Annotated in this window: 13 protein-coding genes; 6 read left to right on the forward strand and 7 right to left on the reverse strand. The window is 69.0% G+C overall.

The features are described from left to right. Positions 1–2: 2 nt before the first annotated feature. The gene (cls, locus tag B842_RS11665) at positions 3–1,484 is read left to right on the forward strand and encodes a cardiolipin synthase (RefSeq protein WP_040086832.1); all 1,482 of its coding nucleotides are present in this window, start codon (positions 3–5) and stop codon (positions 1,482–1,484) included. Here cls and B842_RS11670 read toward each other — a convergent pair. After that, on the reverse strand, positions 1,456–2,670 hold the full coding sequence (locus B842_RS11670) for a multidrug effflux MFS transporter (RefSeq protein ID WP_040086833.1): 1,215 nt from the start codon (positions 2,668–2,670) through the stop codon (positions 1,456–1,458). The genes cls and B842_RS11670 overlap by 29 nt on opposite strands. A gap of 99 nt (positions 2,671–2,769) precedes the next feature. Between B842_RS11670 and B842_RS11675 the strand changes: the two genes are divergently transcribed. After that, positions 2,770–3,993: a Na/Pi symporter gene (locus B842_RS11675; protein ID WP_052437919.1), complete on the forward strand. Its 1,224-nt coding sequence runs from the start codon at positions 2,770–2,772 to the stop codon at positions 3,991–3,993. A 4-nt stretch (positions 3,994–3,997) separates the two neighbouring features. Here the strand turns inward: B842_RS11675 and B842_RS11680 are convergent, their stop codons facing one another. From B842_RS11680 to B842_RS11690, 3 genes are read right to left on the reverse strand one after another with little or no spacing between them, the layout of a single operon-like run. Then, positions 3,998–4,759: a multidrug ABC transporter permease gene (locus B842_RS11680; protein WP_040086835.1), complete on the reverse strand. Its 762-nt coding sequence runs from the start codon at positions 4,757–4,759 to the stop codon at positions 3,998–4,000. 6 nt (positions 4,760–4,765) lie between these two features. Then, complete coding sequence (locus B842_RS11685; RefSeq protein ID WP_040086836.1) at positions 4,766–5,677, reverse strand: ABC transporter ATP-binding protein; 912 nt, start codon at positions 5,675–5,677, stop codon at positions 4,766–4,768. Between the two features lie 21 nt (positions 5,678–5,698). Further along, complete coding sequence (locus B842_RS11690) at positions 5,699–6,211, reverse strand: NUDIX domain-containing protein (RefSeq protein ID WP_040087680.1); 513 nt, start codon at positions 6,209–6,211, stop codon at positions 5,699–5,701. 77 nt (positions 6,212–6,288) lie between these two features. Here B842_RS11690 and B842_RS11695 point away from each other — a divergent pair, with 77 nt between their 5' ends. Genes B842_RS11695 through B842_RS11705 form a run of 3 tightly spaced genes read left to right on the forward strand, consistent with a single transcriptional unit; the run spans position 6,289 to position 11,383 of the window. Beyond that, complete coding sequence (locus B842_RS11695) at positions 6,289–7,893, forward strand: hypothetical protein (RefSeq protein ID WP_245631315.1); 1,605 nt, start codon at positions 6,289–6,291, stop codon at positions 7,891–7,893. Further along, positions 7,893–8,969, forward strand: a complete 1,077-nt coding sequence (locus tag B842_RS11700) for a glutamate ABC transporter substrate-binding protein (protein WP_040086838.1) — start codon at positions 7,893–7,895, stop codon at positions 8,967–8,969. The genes B842_RS11695 and B842_RS11700 overlap by 1 nt, the downstream gene beginning before the upstream one ends. Before the next feature lie 35 nt (positions 8,970–9,004). Further along, positions 9,005–11,383: a serine/threonine protein kinase gene (locus B842_RS11705; RefSeq protein WP_082028523.1), complete on the forward strand. Its 2,379-nt coding sequence runs from the start codon at positions 9,005–9,007 to the stop codon at positions 11,381–11,383. An 84-nt stretch (positions 11,384–11,467) separates the two neighbouring features. On the opposite strand, the gene B842_RS11710 is transcribed toward B842_RS11705, so the two are convergent. From B842_RS11710 to pta, 3 genes are all read right to left on the reverse strand, one after another. After that, complete coding sequence (locus B842_RS11710; RefSeq protein ID WP_040086839.1) at positions 11,468–12,472, reverse strand: hypothetical protein; 1,005 nt, start codon at positions 12,470–12,472, stop codon at positions 11,468–11,470. Between the two features lie 187 nt (positions 12,473–12,659). Continuing rightward, positions 12,660–13,859 carry an acetate kinase gene (locus B842_RS11715; RefSeq protein ID WP_040086840.1) on the reverse strand — a complete coding sequence of 400 codons (1,200 nt, stop codon included), beginning with the start codon at positions 13,857–13,859 and terminating at the stop codon, positions 12,660–12,662. After that, positions 13,860–15,233 carry a phosphate acetyltransferase gene (gene pta, locus B842_RS11720; RefSeq protein ID WP_040086841.1) on the reverse strand — a complete coding sequence of 458 codons (1,374 nt, stop codon included), beginning with the start codon at positions 15,231–15,233 and terminating at the stop codon, positions 13,860–13,862. A 481-nt stretch (positions 15,234–15,714) separates the two neighbouring features. On the opposite strand from pta, the gene B842_RS11725 reads away from it, so the two are divergent. After that, positions 15,715–17,082 carry an FAD-dependent oxidoreductase gene (locus B842_RS11725; RefSeq protein WP_040086842.1) on the forward strand — a complete coding sequence of 456 codons (1,368 nt, stop codon included), beginning with the start codon at positions 15,715–15,717 and terminating at the stop codon, positions 17,080–17,082. Position 17,083: the final 1 nt, after the last annotated feature.

A 17,083-nucleotide genomic window follows, 5' to 3' on the forward strand; every position in this document is an offset into this window, starting at 1 on the left:
CCGTGACTCTCGCCCTCGACCTCAACACCTGGCAGCTGATCGGCCTCATCGTCGACTACTCCATCAAGATCCTGGCGATCGGTCTGGTGCCGGAGGGTCGTCGTCCGAGCTCCTCCACCGCGTGGCTGCTCGCCATTCTGCTGCTGCCCTTCATCGGGCTGCCGCTGTTCCTGCTCATGGGTTCGCCGTACATCAACCGGCGTCGCCACCGCATCCAGCGGGAGGCGAACGTGATGATCGAGGACGTCCAGTCCCACATCCCCGACTGGCCGGAGGGCAGCGGCCTGCGCCCGGAGGTGCAGTCCGTCATCCGGCTCAACCGGCGGCTGACCAACCTGCCGGCGGTCGTCGGCCACAACCGTGGCGTGTACGGCGACTACGAGGAGACCATCCGCCGGATGGCCGCCGCGGTGGATGAGGCCCAGCACCACGTCCACGTCGAGATCTACATCACCGCCTGGGACGACACCACCGACGTGTTCTTCCGTGCGCTGGAACGGGCCGTGCAGCGGGGCGTGAAGGTGCGCTACCTCTTCGACCAGATCGGCTCACTCAAGTACCCCGGCTACTTCCGGCTGGGCCGCCGGCTGACGGAGATCGGCGTCGACTGGCACCTCATGCTCCCGCTGAAGCCGTGGCTGCTCAAGTTCCGTCGCCCGGACCTGCGTAACCACCGCAAGCTGCTCATCATCGACAGCCGCATCGGTTTCATGGGCTCCATCAACATGATCGACCGCTCCTACCTCCTCAGCGCCAACCAGCGGAAGGGTCGGCAGTGGATCGACTCGATGGTGGAGGTCAGCGGCCCCATCGTCGCGTCCATGGAGTTCATGTTCGCCGTGGACTGGTACGCGGAGACCAATGAGCTGCTCGACCCGGAGCCGCCGCGCGAGGACCCGGGGCTTTCCGGCCCGGAGGACGAGAACATCATCCAGCTCGTCCCCTCCGGCCCCGGCTACACCACGGAACCGAACCTGCGGATGTTCAACTCGATCGTCCACATGGCACAGCACCGTCTCGTGCTGTGCTCCCCCTACTTCATCCCCGACGAGTCGCTGCTCGAGGCAGTCACCTCGGCCTGCTACCGCGGGGTGCAGGTGGATCTGCTGGTCTCCGAGCAGTCGGACCAGTTCATGGTCCACCACGCGCAGTCCTCGTACTACCAGGTGCTCCTCGAGGCGGGCGTGCGGATCCACCTCTTCCCCGCCCCGTACGTGCTGCACTCGAAGTTCAACATCGCGGACCCGGGTTCCGTGAACTCGGTGGGCACCGTCGGCTCCTCCAACATGGACATGCGCAGCTTCGGCCTCAACTACGAGGCCACGCTGATGATCGCCCGGGGCAACCTCCTCGACGAGCTCATGGAGCTTGCCGACGCCTACCTCGCCGTCTCCCGCCGCCTCACCCTGGAGGAGTGGAACGACAGGAGCTTCCTGCGCCGCTACGTGGACAACGTCATGAAGCTGACGTCGGCGCTGCAGTAGCGCGCCCGGCGTACAGGGCCCCGGCCGTCGCCACGAGGGAGCACGCCACCATGCCGACGGCCATGGTGAGGCCGGGGTTCCCGCCCAGTCCCATGAGGGGGCTGACCAGACCGGCGACGCCGAACTGGGTGAAGCCCATGAGCGCGGACGCGGAGCCCGCCCGCGCGCGGACCAACCCGGTGCCCAGGGCGGTGGAGTTGCCCATGATGATGCTGATCTGGGAGACCCCGAGGAACAGCAGCGGCAGGATGAGCCAGGCGGTGGGGTGAAACAGCACGGTGGGCACGAGGAGGGCGGCCGTGACCACCTGCACGCCGAGGCCGGTGAGCAGGATCCGGTGGGTGGGGAACCTGCCGATGAGCCGGGCGTTGAGCATGCTGCCCCCGATGATGCCGACCCCGTTGAACGCGAACACGAGGGCGTAGACCTGCGGGGACATGCCCAGCTCCTCCTGCATGAGGAAGGGGGAGGCGGAGATGTAGCAGAACATCGTCGTGAAGCCGAAGGTGAAGCTCACCAGGTAGCCCCGGTAGCCGCGGCTGGCCAGGACGAAACGGTAGTTGTCGAGGATGCCGCGCACCGTGGCGGGGCTGCGCTCCTCCGGGGGCCGGGACTCGCGGATGGCGCCCACGACGACGAGCAGCTGGACGGCGGCCAGACCGGCGAGGATCCAGAAGAGGCCGCGCCAGCCGAGAGGGTCCGCGAGGAGCCCGCCGACCACGGGTGCGAGAACCGGCGCCACCCCCTGGATGGTCATGAGCAGGGCGAAGGCCCGGGCGGCGCGGTCCCCGGTCGCCAGGTCGGGGATGACGGCGCGGGAGAGCACGATCGCCGCCCCGGAGCCGAGCCCCTGGACGAGGCGCGCGGCGATGAGCATCCCGATGGTCGGGGCGAGCGCGGCGAGGACGGCGGCCACGCAGGCGACGGCGGTGCCCAGCAGCATGAGGCGGTGGCGGCCGAGGGCGTCGGACAGCGGTCCGATGAGGAGCTGCCCGAGGGCCAGACCGGCGAGGAAACCGGAGAGCGTGAGCTGCACCATCGACTGGGTGGTCTGCAGGTCCTCGACGATCGCCGGGAACGCCGGCAGGTACATGTCCACGGAGAAGGGGGCCGACGCCGAGAGCAGCGCCAGCGCCATGAGCAGCGGCACCGTGAGCTGCTGCGGTGCCCGAGGTTGACGGTCCATTGCGGACACCCTAGCGCAATGGTCATTTATTTCCGCCGGTGATAGATTCAGATGGACGCAGGTTGTCTTGAATATGTACGTGCAGTGAAGGGGCAAGTAATGACTGCTGAACAAATCAGGCCGGTCCCGCTCCCTGGTACCCAGCACTTCATCAACCCGAAGCAGATCCCTGCGGAACGCGACTTCGGCGCCCTCTCCGCCTTCGGGGCCACGGTGCGCTGGATGGGTGTGGCCGGCGCTGTGTTCATGCTGATCATGGCGGTGTACCTCATCCTCGACGGTGCCCTCGGACTCGGCTCCACCGGCGTCGCACGACTCTTCGACCTGGCGACCAACCCCGTCATCGGCCTGCTCATCGGCATCCTCGCCACCGCCGCCATCCAGTCCTCCACCGCCGTGACCGCGCTGACCGTCACGGCCGTCGGCACCGGCGGCATCTCCTTGTCCGTGGCGATCCCCATCATCCTCGGCGCGAACATCGGCACGACGATCACGGCGTCGATAGTGGCGTTCAGCTACATCGGCGACCGGACCAGCTTCCGCCGCGCCTTCGCCTCGGCGTCGCTGCACACCTGGTTCAACACCCTGTTCGCGCTGGCCGCCTTCATCCTGGAACTGGCGTTCCAGCCGCTGAGCAGATTCGCCAACATCGTCTCCGGGTCGGTCGGCGGCGAGGACCCCTCCGACACCGGACGCGGCCTGTTCCAGCTCTACTCCCCGCTCATCGACGCCCTCGGCGTCGACGGCCTCCTCGGCTCACTGTTCGACCGCCGCCTGGCCGCCGTGCTGGCGATCCTGCTGGGCACCCTGCTGGTGCTCGCCGCGATCCGCATCATCAACGCGCAGCTGTCCGTGCTCACCGCCGCGACCACCCGCACCCTCCTGGAGCGTTCGTCCGGCGCCTCCGACGCCCTCGGCGTCACGTCCGGCACCCTGGTCACCATGGCCGTCAACGCCTCCTCGGTGACCGTCTCCTCCCTGCTGCCCTTCTCCGTGGCCCGCACCCTGACGATGCGTGAGGTCCTGTCCGTGACGCTCGGCGCCAACGTCGGCACCACGCTCATGGCCCTGCTCGCGGCCCTGGCCGTGCCGGGCCAGCTCGGTGTCCTGGCGGTGCAGGCGGCGCTCGTGCACGTGATCTTCAACGTGCTGGGCACCATGCTGGTGCTCGTCTTCCCGCCGCTGCGCGCCCGGATCATCGCCCTGGCGGAGCTCTCCGGACGGGTGGCCGCCCGCGGCTACTCCGTCGCGGCGGCGGCCATGGCCATGGGCTACTTCTTCATCCCCGCGCTGGTCATCCTCGTCTACTCGCTCGCGACCTGACCGGTCAGGCATCGCGACGCTGCAGCACCACGACCCCCAGCACCCACGCCACCGCCGCCCACAGCAGGAAGTAGGCTCCCGCGCCGTGGATGTCCCAGGGCACCTCCTCCAGCGGGTGATCGGTGAGGAAGGACCGGAGGTTCTCGAACGGCAGGTAGGAACCGATCCGGTGCCCCACCCGGGGGATGAGTCGGAAGACCGCCTCCAGGCCCATGAACCAGATCAGCATGAGCGCCACCGTGCCGGCGGTCTGCCGCAGCAGCAGCGCCACCCCCTGACTGATCATCACCAGCATCGCGGCCGCCGCCGGGTAGACCCACATGATCTCCTGCGCCGCGGCGTCCCGGAAGGGCCGGAACATCTCCCCCGCGGACGCCGGTGCCAGCCACTTCGCCAGGTAGAAGCCCACGACCACCACCACGAACGTGAGCGCCGCCGCGAAGGCCGCGTAGAGCAGCAGCTTCGCCAGGGCGACGGTCCAGCGCCGCGGCACCGCCATGTAGGTGGCCGACTGCACGTGGTAGCGGTACTCGGTGGTCACGATCATGACCGCCTGGATCATGAGGACCGGGAAGCCGATGAGGTAGACCGTCGTCGCGGTCGCCGACGCCCACAGCGTGGGGAACCCGCCCTCGGCGGGCAACGTGGTCGAGCCGGTGAGCGCCGCCCAGCCGAGCCCGATGAGGATGAACAGGAGGGTGGTCCACCAGAAGGACGCCGTCGTCCGGAGCTTGGTGAACTCCGCCGCCAGGATATTCAGGAACACTGCTGTCTACTCCGCCTTCCGGGCCTGGTACTGGACGTCCTGTCCTGTCGAGTCCATGAACGCCTCCTCCAGGGAGGCCTGCCGCAACGACAGTTCATGCAGCTGGAAACCCCCGGTGAAGGCGAGGGCCCCCACCTCCTCGGTGCTGCTGTCCGCGACCTCGAGTCCGGGGCCGTGGGCCGGGGTGACCGTCAGCCCGGCGCGCCGCAGATGCTCCGCCAGCCCCGCCTGGTCCTCCGCACGGACGAGGACGGTCTGCGCGGAGTGCTCGCGGATGAACTCCTCCGTGGTGGTGTCGGCCACCAGTCGGCCCCGCCCGATGACGATGAGCCGGTCGGCGGTCAACGCCATCTCGGAGAGCAGGTGCGAGGAGATGAGCACCGTGCGCCCCTCCGCGGCGAGGGCGCGGAGCAGGCCCCGGACCCAGCGGATGCCCTCCGGGTCGAGCCCGTTGACCGGTTCGTCGAGCACGAGGATGCGGGGATCCCCGAGCAGCGCGGCCGCCAGGCCGAGGCGCTGCCCCATGCCCAGGGAGAACCCCCCGGTCTTCTTCTTCGCGACGCCCGCGAGCCCCACCAGGTCCAGCACCTCGTCGACACGCGAGAGGGGAAGACCGTTCGACTGCGCCAGCCACCGGAGGTGGTTGGCGGCGGAACGGTTGGGGTGGACGGCCTTGGCGTCGAGAAGCGCGCCCACGACGGTGAGGGGGCGGCGGAGTTCACGGTAGGGACGGCGGTCGACGAGCGCGGTGCCGGAGGTGGGCGTGTCGAGGCCCACGATCATCCGCATGGTCGTCGACTTCCCTGCCCCGTTGGGGCCGAGGAAACCGGTGACGATCCCGGGCTGCACCCGGAACGACAGGTCCTCCACCGCGCGGACCGGACCGTAGTCCTTGGTCAGCCCTTCAACGTGGATCATGCCTCCACACTGCCACACGACTCAGACGGACAGCCTGCGAATTGCCTGAACAAGTTCCGGGAGTGACTCAGCGAACGCGGGCATGAGAGGAAGATCAGAAAGTTCTGAGAGCCGCACCCAGCGCAACTCCACCGACTCCTCGTTGGGGAACGTCCTCAGCGGGCCGCCGGTCGTCGTGCGGGCGATGACGGTGGTGTAGGTCCAGCCTCCCGCCAGTTCCGGCTGCGCCGGGTCCGCGGGGAAGGGGCCGGCCGTCACCTGCTCGTGGAGCACCTCGATGAGGGAGGGCTCGAGGGAGCACTCCTCGACCGTCTCCCGGACCGCAGCCTCCACCACGGTCTCGTGGGAGTCCCGCGCCCCACCAGGCAGGGCCCACGTGCCGCCGTTGTTCGTCCACAGTGCCCGGTGCTGCATGAGCACCAGCGGATCCCCCTCCCGGCCCTCCGCCGCCAGGAGCATCAGCCCGGCCGCCCCGAAACGACCCCACACCCTGGCGCCGGGACCTGCCGCCCAGCCGTTTCCGTCTCCGATCATGACCCCGAGAGTAGTCCGCGCACAGGCCCCGGTGCGGGACATGGCGCAGGACACACTCAGCGGGTTATCATGTGTCAATGACCGGCGCGACGGAGTCACCCGAGCCAGCGCAGCGAAACTCGGGGTCTCGAACTGAGCGTGCCCCGGGGGGAGAGCTCTCCGGCCCGACGGGCACCCTGCTGCACTACCGTCGCACCCGCCTGCGCAACAGCACCCCGGGATCCACGCGGGCGTCGAAACGCACGCCCGTCGAGGATGACGGCGCCGACGTCCCCGAGGACACGCGCGACCACTGGCTCGACGAGGTCTCCTCCGACGAGGAGCACCGCCGCCGCGGCGCGATGGTCCGGGTGATGGACACCTTCGCGGTGCCGTACCTGTGGTTCCGCCGCATCTTCGCCTTCCTGGCCACCACACCGGGCAAGCTCGTGAGCATCACCGTGATCCTCTCCGTGGCGATCTTCGCGGCCGGCTGGTCGATGTCGCAGTCCTCCTCGTCCCGGCAGTCGGACCTGGACGTCCTGCTCACCACCACCGAGCCGATGAGTTACGCGGCGCACAACCTCTACACCTCGCTGTCGCTGGCGGACACGATCGCCACGACCGGTTTCGTGCAGGCCGGCGTCGAGTCGGCGGGCACCCGCGCCCGGTACAACGCCGCCATCGACCGGGCCATGGTCTCGGCGACGGAGTCCGCCGCGGGCCTCGACGTGCGGGACCGGGCGACGCTGCAGCTCATCTCCGACATCGAACGGCAGCTACCCATCTACACCGGCCTGGTGGAGACCGCGCGCATCAACAACCGCATGGGCAACCCCGTGGGCGTGGCGTACATGGCGGAGGCCTCCTCCCTCATGCGTGAGGAGATCCTGCCCGCCGCCGCCACCCTCTTCGCCGCCACCTCCAGCGACGTCCGCGAGCAGCAGCACCAGCTCACCCGCCCCCAGTGGGTGCCGTTGTCGGGACTGTTCGCGGCGGTGTTCTTCCTGGTGGTCGCCCAATGGCTGCTGTGGCGGATGACCCGGCGCCGCCTCAACCGGGGCTTCCTCGCGGCGACGGCCCTCATGCTCGTGGCCATCGTGTGGGTGTCGGCGTCGAACTTCACCACCTGGCAGGCCGGCACCCGTGGTTTCGCGGAGGCGTCGATGCCCTGGGACTCGCTCACCGCCTCCCGTATCCAGGCGCAGCAGGCCCGCACCCTGGAGACGCTGTCGCTGGTGCGCCGCCAGTCGGTGGCCGACACCACCACCTCCTTCGAGGCGACGGCCGAGGCCGTCAACATCGCCCTCAACGACTTCGAGCAGGCGGAGGGCCACACCCCGCTGGCGTCCGGCGCCAACCGCGCGCAGATCGTGGAGGCCCGCACCGCCCTGGCCGACTGGCAGGCCGCCCACGACCGTTTCATCGTCGCGATGAACTCGGGCAGCTACCAGGAGGCCGTGCGCCTGGCCACGACGACGACCTTCGTGCCGGGTTCCCCGCCGACGGCCGCCGCCTCCTACGACCGCCTCGACGGTGCCCTCTCCCGCCTCATCGCCGACGCCCGCTCCTCCATGCGGGCCTTCATCAACGACGGCCTCACCGCCACCCAGCTCGTGTCCACCGCGGTACTGCTGCTCAGTGTCCTGGCGATCCTCGCGGTGTGGATCGGCGTGCGCCCGCGCCTGCAGGAGTACCTGTGATGCGCCGTACCCTCGCCACCCTCGCCCTGCCCCTGTGCGCCGCACTCTTCCTCAGCGCCTGCTCCCTGCCGACGCTCGAGTTCCAGCGCTCCCCCGACGAGGGCCGTCCCGCCCTGCCGCCGCGTCCCGTCGCGCACGCCTACGGTCCGCCGATGCCCGCCGGCTCGCGGGTGGAGGAGCCCGGCGCGGAGGAACCCCGGGAGATCAACACGTGGGACGTCGTCGGCTCCCTGCGCCCCTACGAGGGGGAGCACGACCTCGCGTTGACGATCCCGCGGATCGTGGAGCGCGGCCGCATCATCGTCGGCGTCGACCAGTCGCAGAACCTGCTCTCCTTCCGTGACGGCGTGTCCGGTGAGCTGCAGGGTTTCGAGGTCGATCTCGCCCGGGAGATCGCCCGCGACATCTTCGGCGACCCCGAGCGCGTGGACTTCCGTTTCGTCGAGTCCGCCAGCCGCATGGACGCGCTGGAGAGGCACGAGGTCGATCTGGTCATCCGTACGATGACCGTCACCCGCGCCCGCCAGCAGGACGTGAGCTTCTCGACGCCCTACCTCACCACCGACTCCCGCCTCCTGGTCATGCGCAACTCCGCCATCCAGAGCGTCGCCCAGCTGCCCGGCCGCACGGTGTGCGTCACCGACGGTTCGACCGCCCTGGAGAAGGCCCGCATGTACGCGCCGCAGTCGCGGATCCTCAAGACCCGGGGCTGGGCCGACTGCCTCGTCGCCCTGCAGCAGCACCAGGCCGACGCGATCCTCTCCGACGACACGATCCTCTCCGGCATCGCCGCGCAGGACCCCTACACGGAGATCGTCGGCGAGTCGCTGGCCTCCGAGTCCTACGCCGTCGCCGTGGCACGCAGCACCACGGGGCTCGACACCGACGGGCTCGTCCGGCAGATCAACGCCACCATCGAGCGCGTGCGTGACGACGGCACCTGGTGGCGCCTCTACGACCGCTGGTTCGCCGTCTACCTGGCCACCCCCGGCCCACCCGCCCTGAACTACCGCGCCGAGCCCCCGCCGGTGCCGCCCACGCCCCCTGAGACACCCGGAGAGGAGGAGACCCCGTGAAGGACCGCGACCTCCCGCCGCCGGAACTGCCGGACATGGACGACTCCCCCGGCACGCAGGCCGTCCACTTCGACCCCTTCGCCGACGACGAGGACGACGTCAACGACGCCGGCCTCGACGCCCTCATCGCCGACCTGGGCAACCTCCGCGACCAGCACGAGGCCCCGACGACGGCCACCGCAGCGGGCACCGTGCCGGGCGGTCTCACGACGGGACCGGCCACCGCCCCCACCGCGGCGGCGGTCCGGGACGACACCTCCGCCCGCGCCCGGCAGGAGGCGCTGTCGACCTTCCGCGAACGCCGCGGCACACAACGCGGCGGCCGCACCGTCGCCGACGGCATGGTCGACCTGCCGTTCATCCTGCCGGCCCAGCCGGAGGAGGCCCTGCAGGACCCCGCGGAGGCCGCGAAGAAGGGCATCCCCGCGCCGCACCTCAACCCCGGCGACATGGTGGCCGGGCAGTACGAGATCCTCGGCGTCATCGCCCACGGCGGCATGGGCTGGATCTACCTGGCCAACGACCATTTCGTGTCCGGGCGCCTCGTGGTGCTCAAGGGCATGCAGTCGGAGAAGTCGGCGGACGAGTTGGGCGCGGCCGTCGCCGAGCGGGAGTTCCTGGCGGACATCACGCACCCCGGGATCGTGAAGATCTTCAACTTCATCGACGACCCCCGCGTGCCCGGCGGCTTCATCGTGATGGAGTACGTGGGTGGGCCGTCGCTACGCAGCCACCGCAACAGCCACGAGAACCATGTCCTGCCCCTCGACCTGGCGATCGCGTACATCATCGAGGTGCTGCCCGCGCTCGACTACCTGCACTCCCGCGGCGTGGTCTACAACGACCTTAAGCCGGACAACATCATCGTCACGGAGGACCAGGTCAAGCTCATCGACCTCGGTGCCGTCTCCGGCATCGGCGCCTACGGCTTCATCTACGGCACCAAGGGCTTCCAGGCGCCCGAGGTCTCCTCCGAGGGTCCGAGCGTGTCCAGCGACATCTACACCATCGGCCGGACCCTCGCGTCGCTGACGATCCACATGCCCAAGGACGAGAACGGCGTCTACCTGCCGGGCCTGCCCAGCCCGTCGACGGAGCCGCTGTTCCGCAAGCACCTGAGCTTCTACCGCCTGCTCACGCGCGCCACCAACCCCGACCCGACCCGCCGTTTCCGCGACATCTCCGAGCTGTCGACACAGCTCTACGGCGTGCTGCGTGAGGTCATCGCGATCCGCACGGGGCAGCAGTTCCCCGCGCAGCACTCGCTGTTCTCCCCGCAGCGTACGACCTTCGGCACGAAGCACCTGGTCTTCCGCACCGACCAGCTCATCGACGGCATCGACCGCACCGTGCGCATCACCTCCCCCGAAGTCGTCTCCGCGTTGCCCGCCCCGCTGATCGACCGCACCGACGTCGGTGCCGGCATGCTCTCCGGTTCCTCCTACACCGAGCCGCAGGAGGCGCTGGAGACGCTGCGCCAGGCGATGAAGACGCCCGAGTACGAGCAGTCCGCCGAGATCCCCCTCGGCGTCGTCCGCGCGATGCTGGACCTGGGTTTCACCGGTCAGGCACGCACGTGGCTCTCCTCCCTCGAGGGGCGGCTGGGCCACGACTGGCGTTTCCAGTGGTACTCCGGCGTCACCGCCCTGCTTCTCGACGACTACGTGTCCGCCCAGAGGCACTTCGCGGAGGTCCTCAACATCCTCCCCGGCGAGGCCGCCCCCAAACTCGCCCTCGCCGCCGTCGACGAGCTCATCCTCCAGCAGCTCGGCCACCACCACAGCGCCCTCCTGCCCGAGAAGGTCGCCCGCGCCGCCTCCCTGCTCAGCGCCAGCCTCGACTCCGTCGACCCCGAGGTCTTCGGCCAGATCAACCCCACCTGGGTCCACGTCTCCCAGGACCCGGCACACCTGCGCTTCAACGCCATGGGCCTCTACGGCCTGGTGTGGGCCACCAACCCCACCACCGTCTCCTCCGCCTTCGGACTCGCCCGCCAGCTCATGGCCGAGGACCAGATCGAGATGGCCGTCGCCGCCCTCGACCGCGTGCCCCAGGCCTCCCGCCACCACCGCATGGCGCAGCTGACCACCATCCTCCAGCTCATCTCGGGCACCCTCACCGAGTCCCGGATCCGCCGTGCGGCCCGGCGCCTCGAGGAGATCCCCACCAACGAGCCCCGCTTCCTCCAGATCAAGATCGCCGTCATGTCCGCGGGCCTCAACTTCCTCCGGGACGCCGACGTCGAGTCCGCCGCCTCCCCCAACGACCTCTTCGACTACCCCTTCACCCAGCGCGGCCTGCGCTACGGACTGTCCTACACCCTGCGGCAGCAGGCCCGGCAGGCCCCCTTCTCCCGGCACCGTTATGCGCTGGTGGACCTGGCGAACCAGGTGCGGCCGGTGACGTGGTTTTGATTTTCCTCCCCTCTCCCTCCCCTCTCCCTCCCCGTTGACACGTGACTTTCCCCGCAGATCCCGGTTTCCCCAGGTCGCGCGGTGTTACGGGTGGGGTTGACGTGTGAACGGAGAGGATGACCAGGCCAGCCCGGCGCTGGTCCACAGAGCGGGGTCGAGCGGCACGCCCCGCTCCGCGACGCGCCGGTACATGGCCACGATCCTCGGCACCGCCGAGCCGTCGCTCAAGTTGTGGTTGTTCACCCGGAAGTTCAGCACGCCGAGGTTCGATATCCGGTGCTGACGGATCACGTCGTCCCGGGCGGCGATCTCCACCGGTATCCCGAACTCCCCCGCGAGCTTGCCGCCGCCGTCGTACTCCGTCCCGAAACCGATCTCCGGCCAGCAGAAGTCCAACCGGGCGATGAAGCTGCCCAGGTGATCGCGGAGAATGACCTGCTGATGCGGCGCCGGCAGCCCCGCCTCCCACAGCGCCACCTTCAGGTCCGACTCGCGCGGGCTCCCCGACCACGGTGTCGCCAGCCGGGCGGTGTCGCGCATCGCGTCGACACCGACCCGTCCGGCGGCCCGGGCCAACGCGGCGTCGATGTCCTCCCGCGTGATCGTCCCCCGGGCCAGCGCATGATCCAGGCACCGCACGCCGGTGGTCACGTCGTGCCAGCGGGCGAGGTCGAGTCCGGTGCCGGCGACCGGGGTGACATGGACCTTCCCGAAGCGGGTCTCCACCACCTCCGCCGCCACCGACTGCCGCAGTGACAGGTGCCGGTGGACCACTCCGCCCCGGGTCCGACCGGCCCCGGTGACGCCGTGGGCGGCGAGTTCGACGGGGTGCGAGTCCTCCCACCCGGGCAGGGGCAGACCATGGATCAGCGCCGCCGACTTCCCGGCCACGATGCAGGTCGGCGCGGCCACCCCCGCCGCGACTATCGACGCCAGCGCCCGCTCCCGTCGGCCCAACCCGTGCCAGTCGGCGCTCCGGATGTGGATGCCCTTGGCGAGCCTGATCCGCGCCGCCACCCCGTAGAACTTCTTGCGCTCCCATGCCGTCAACGCGGACACGTCAATGAGAGGCCCCCCGACCCGTGACATGCCCACACCCTAACCCGCTCCGGCACGGCAGGCAGCGGACCACCCCGTTCACACGTCGGTCCCACCGGCCACACCTCGTGACCTGCGGAAACGCCCGACGTCGAGAAAAGCCACGTGTCAACAGAGAGGCCGGAAGCACGCGAAAACCCCCGACCAGCCAGGGTCGGGGGCTCACACGCAGAAGCGGCTACTTCTTGGCCAGGGCGGTGGCCTTCTGTGCGATGGCCAGCTCCTCGTTGGTCGGGACGACGAAGACCTTGACGGCGGAGTCGTCGGTGGAGATCTCGCGCGGACCGTCGTTGGGCAGGTCGTTGCGCTCCGGGTCGATCTTGATGCCGTACATCTCGAGGTCGGCCATGGCGTCCTCGCGGACGAACTTGGCGTTCTCGCCGACACCGGCGGTGAAGGTGATCGCGTCGACGCGGCCGAGGGCGATCATGTAGGAGCCGATGTAGCGGCGCAGCTGGTGGATGTAGATGTTGTACGCGGACCAGGCGTCGGTGTCGCCGTCCTCGATCATCTGGCGCAGCTCGCGGAAGTCGTTGACGCCGGACATGCCCTTGATGCCGGACTGGCGGTTGAGCAGGGTGTCGATCTCGTCGATGGACAGGCCCGCGGTGCGGTAGAGGTGGAAGATGATGCCCGGGTCGATGTCACCGCAGCGGGTGCCCATGACGAGGCCGGCGAGCGGGGTCATGCCCATGGAGGTGTCGATCGCGTGGCCACCCTGGACGGCGGAGCAGGAGGCGCCGTTGCCCAGGTGGAGGACGATCTGGTTGACGCTCTTCGGGTCCTTGCCGAGCAGCGCCGGGACCTGCTGGGAGATGAACTCGTGCGAGGTGCCGTGGAAGCCGTAGCGGCGGACGCCGTTCTCGCCGGCGACCTTCGCGTTGATGGCGTAGAGGGCGGCGGCCGGGGGCATGTCGGCGAAGAAGCCGGTGTCGAAGACGGCGACGTGCGGGATGTCCGGGAGGATCTCGCGGGCGACGACGATGCCGTCGACGTTGGCCGGGTTGTGCAGCGGGGCCAGCGGGATGATGTCGCGGATCATCTCGACGACCTGGTCGTTGATGAGCTCCGGCTCGGAGAAGACCTTGCCGCCGTGGACGACGCGGTGGCCGACGGCGGAGATGTCGACGTCGTGCGGTCCGACGCCGTGCTCGGTCATGATCTGGAAGGAGCGCTCGAGACCGACGGAGTGGTCGGCGATGGGCTCCTGGACGGAGTACTTCTCACCGCGGATCTTGATGGTGATGGAGCCCTGGGGCTCACCGATCTGCTCGACGAGGCCGGAGACCAGCGGCTCGTCGTTGGCGTCGGCGGTCGGGTCGAGGACCTGGAACTTGATGGAAGAAGAACCGGAGTTCAGGACGAGTGCGTAGGTCATTTAGTTTCCTCCGGCCTGGATGGCGGTGATAGCGACGGTGTTGACGATGTCCGGGACGGTGGCGCCACGGGAGAGGTCGTTGACGGGCTTGTTCAGACCCTGCAGGATCGGTCCGACGGCGAGGGCGGAGCCGGTGCGCTGTGCGGTCTTGTAGCCGATGTTGCCGGCTTCAAGGTCGGGGAAGACGAAAACGTTGGCCTGGCCTGCGACCTCGGAGTCGGGCATCTTCTTCTTCGCGACGCCCGGGTCGACGGCGGCGTCGAACTGCAGCGGGCCGTCGACCTTGAGGCTCGGGTCGATGCGCTTGGCGTTGTGGAGGGCCTCGATGGCGCGGTCGACGTCCGGGCCGGAGCCGGAGGCGCCGGTGGAGTAGGACAGGACGGCGACGCGGGGGTCGATGCCGAACTGGGCGGCGGTCTTCGCGGAGACGACGGCGATCTCGCCGAGCTGCTCGGCGGTCGGGTTCGGGTTGACGGCGCAGTCGCCGAAGGCCCAGAGACGGCCGCGCATGACCATCAGGAAGATCGAGGAGACCACGGAGGCGTCCGGGGTGGTCTTGATGATCTGGAAGGAGGGCTTGATGGTGTGCGCGGTGGTGTGCGCGGCACCGGAGACCATGCCGTCGGCGAGGCCCTTGTGGACCATCATGGTGCCGAAGTAGGAGATGTCCTTCATCGTCTCGCGGGCCTCGTCGAGGGTGACCCCCTTGGACTTGCGCAGCTCGACGAACTCCTCGGCGAACTCCTCGAGGAGCGGGGAGGCGAGGTGGTCGACGATGTGGGCCTTGCCCAGGTCGACGCCGAGCTCACCGGCGCGGTTCTTGATGTCGGCGGGGTCGCCGAGGATGGTCAGCTCGACGATGTCGCGGTCCAGCAGCTGGCCGGCGGCGAGCAGGATGCGGTCGTCCTCGCCCTCGGGGAGGACGATATGGGCCTTGGCGTCCTTGGCGCGCTGGAGCAGCCAGGACTCGAAGACCGGCGGGGACATGACCGGGGAGACGGAGACCTTGAGGGCCTCCTTGACCTTGACGACGTCGCGCAGGCCGTCCTCGGTGACGGCTGCGGCGATGACGGCGTCCAGGGACTTGGCCTGTCGCTCGGCGAGCTGGACGTGGGAACCGGAGGCGTCGGTGAGCAGGAGGATCGGCAGGCCGAGGGCGGCGGCGATCTCCGCGTCGAAGTGCAGGTTGCCGGTTCCGACGATGAGCACCGGGCCACCGTCGAGGAGGCCTGCCGTGACGATGCTGCCGACCTTGGGCTCGTGGTCGTCGAGACGGTGGACCTGGAGGCCGAGGGAAGCGGCGAGGCCGTCAATGTCAACACCGTCAAAGTTGCGGTTGATGACACTGAGCAGTGCTGAACGCGGGTCAGACATGCATAACCTTTCTGTCGCTGAGCGGGGTGTCCGGGGTAACACATCATCGCCGCTCGTGTGTGATCGGTCGCCATTCTATAACGAATGTCGCCTCCGCCACACAAGTACCAGGAGGAATTTTCAGACTTAACACGACATAGCCGGGCATTCCACAAATTGATACCCGCACCGAACGGGCGGCGGAAGGGGCACGGGAGCGTCGATAAGCATCCATCGCCGCAGCTCACACCCTAGAAATGACGTAACACCAACCCTGCATGAAGTGTATTTGGATTCATGCCCGTCCGCGCGGCAGGGAGTCCTGGATCACTCCCCCACAGCCTTTGACACACCTGCAAATGTCCGCGAATCGCCCGGCAGTGACCGCCCTGGGCCACACCCCATGGCCACCCCCGCCCCGGAATAGATCGCGACGCAGGGTGGTCAGTAGTATGGAGCGAAAGTATCTCCCTGTTTCCGAACTTAAGGATGTCACCCCACCATGTCCCGCCCCCTGCGCGTCGCCGTTGTCGGTGCCGGTCCCGCCGGCATCTATGCCTCGGACCTGCTCGTGAAGTCAGGTGAGGACGTGACCGTCGACCTCTTCGAGCGCATGCCCGCCCCCTTCGGTCTCATCCGTTACGGCGTCGCGCCCGACCACCCGCGCATCAAGGGCATCATCAAGTCGCTGCACGCGGTGCTCGACAAGCCGGAGATCCGCCTGCTCGGCAACATCGAGATCGGCAAGGACCTCACCGTCGACGAGATGCGTGACTACTACGACGCCATCGTCTTCTCCACCGGCGCCACCGGCGACCGCGAACTGCGCATCCCGGGCTCCGACCTGGACGGCTCCTTCGGCGCCGGCGAGTTCGTCGGCTTCTACGACGGCAACCCGGACTTCGCCCGCGACTGGGACCTGAGCGCCGAGAAGGTCGGCGTCATCGGCGTCGGCAACGTGGCCCTCGACGTCGCCCGCATCCTGGCCAAGACCGCCGACGAGCTCAAGGTCACCGAGATCCCGGACAACGTCTACGAGAACCTCGCCCGCTCCGCGGTGAAGGAGGTCCACGTCTTCGGCCGTCGCGGCCCGGCGCAGGCCAAGTTCACCCCGCTGGAGCTCAAGGAGCTCGACCACTCCGAGAACATCGAGGTCATCGTCGACCCCGAGGACATCGACTACGACGAGGCCTCCGAGAACGCCCGCCGCGAGTCCAAGTCCGTCGACCTCGTCTGCCAGACCCTCGAGGGCTACGCCATCCGCGAGCCGAAGGGCGCACGCAACAAGCTCTTCCTCCACTTCTTCGAGTCCCCGGCGGAGATCGTCGGCGAGGACGGCAAGGTCGTGGGCCTGAAGACCGAGCGCACCGAGCTCGACGGCACCGGCAACGTCCGCGGCACCGGCGAGTTCACCACGTGGGACGTCCAGGCGGTCTACCGCGCCGTCGGCTACCGCTCGGAGGCCGTCGAGGGCGTGCCCTTCGACGACGAGAGCGCCGTCATCCCCAACGACGGCGGCCGCGTCATCGACCCCGCCACCGAGGCCCCGGTCAAGGGCCTGTACGCCACCGGCTGGATCAAGCGCGGCCCGGTGGGCCTCATCGGCAACACCAAGTCCGACGCGAAGGACACCACCACCATGCTGCTGGAGGACTTCGCCGCCGGGCTTCTCGACGCCCCCGCCCACCCCGCCCCGGAGGCCATCCTCGAGCTGCTCCACGAGCGGGAGATCGCCGTGACCACCTGGGACGGCTGGTACAACCTCGACGCCGCCGAGCGCGCCCTGGGCGAGGCCGACGGCCGTGAGCGCAAGAAGATCGTCGAGTGGGACCAGATGATCATCTCCTCCCACCCGGAGTACGAGATCTAGG

Source organism: Corynebacterium humireducens NBRC 106098 = DSM 45392 (assembly GCF_000819445.1).
Taxonomy (GTDB): Bacteria; Actinomycetota; Actinomycetes; order Mycobacteriales; family Mycobacteriaceae; genus Corynebacterium; species Corynebacterium humireducens.

Excerpts from the sequence above, each read along its gene's own strand:
- B842_RS11670 (WP_040086833.1), bottom strand. The coding sequence starts at position 2,670 with ATGGACCGTCAACCTCGGGCACCGCAGCAGCTCACGGTGCCGCTGCTC.
- B842_RS11675 (WP_052437919.1), top strand. The coding sequence starts at position 2,770 with ATGACTGCTGAACAAATCAGGCCGGTCCCGCTCCCTGGTACCCAGCAC.
- B842_RS11685 (WP_040086836.1), bottom strand. The coding sequence starts at position 5,677 with ATGATCCACGTTGAAGGGCTGACCAAGGACTACGGTCCGGTCCGCGCG.
- B842_RS11690 (WP_040087680.1), bottom strand. The coding sequence starts at position 6,211 with ATGATCGGAGACGGAAACGGCTGGGCGGCAGGTCCCGGCGCCAGGGTG.
- B842_RS11695 (WP_245631315.1), top strand. The coding sequence starts at position 6,289 with ATGACCGGCGCGACGGAGTCACCCGAGCCAGCGCAGCGAAACTCGGGG.
- B842_RS11700 (WP_040086838.1), top strand. The coding sequence starts at position 7,893 with ATGCGCCGTACCCTCGCCACCCTCGCCCTGCCCCTGTGCGCCGCACTC.
- B842_RS11705 (WP_082028523.1), top strand. The coding sequence starts at position 9,005 with ATGGACGACTCCCCCGGCACGCAGGCCGTCCACTTCGACCCCTTCGCC.
- B842_RS11710 (WP_040086839.1), bottom strand. The coding sequence starts at position 12,472 with ATGTCACGGGTCGGGGGGCCTCTCATTGACGTGTCCGCGTTGACGGCA.
- B842_RS11715 (WP_040086840.1), bottom strand. The coding sequence starts at position 13,859 with ATGACCTACGCACTCGTCCTGAACTCCGGTTCTTCTTCCATCAAGTTC.
- pta (WP_040086841.1), bottom strand. The coding sequence starts at position 15,233 with ATGTCTGACCCGCGTTCAGCACTGCTCAGTGTCATCAACCGCAACTTT.
- B842_RS11725 (WP_040086842.1), top strand. The coding sequence starts at position 15,715 with ATGTCCCGCCCCCTGCGCGTCGCCGTTGTCGGTGCCGGTCCCGCCGGC.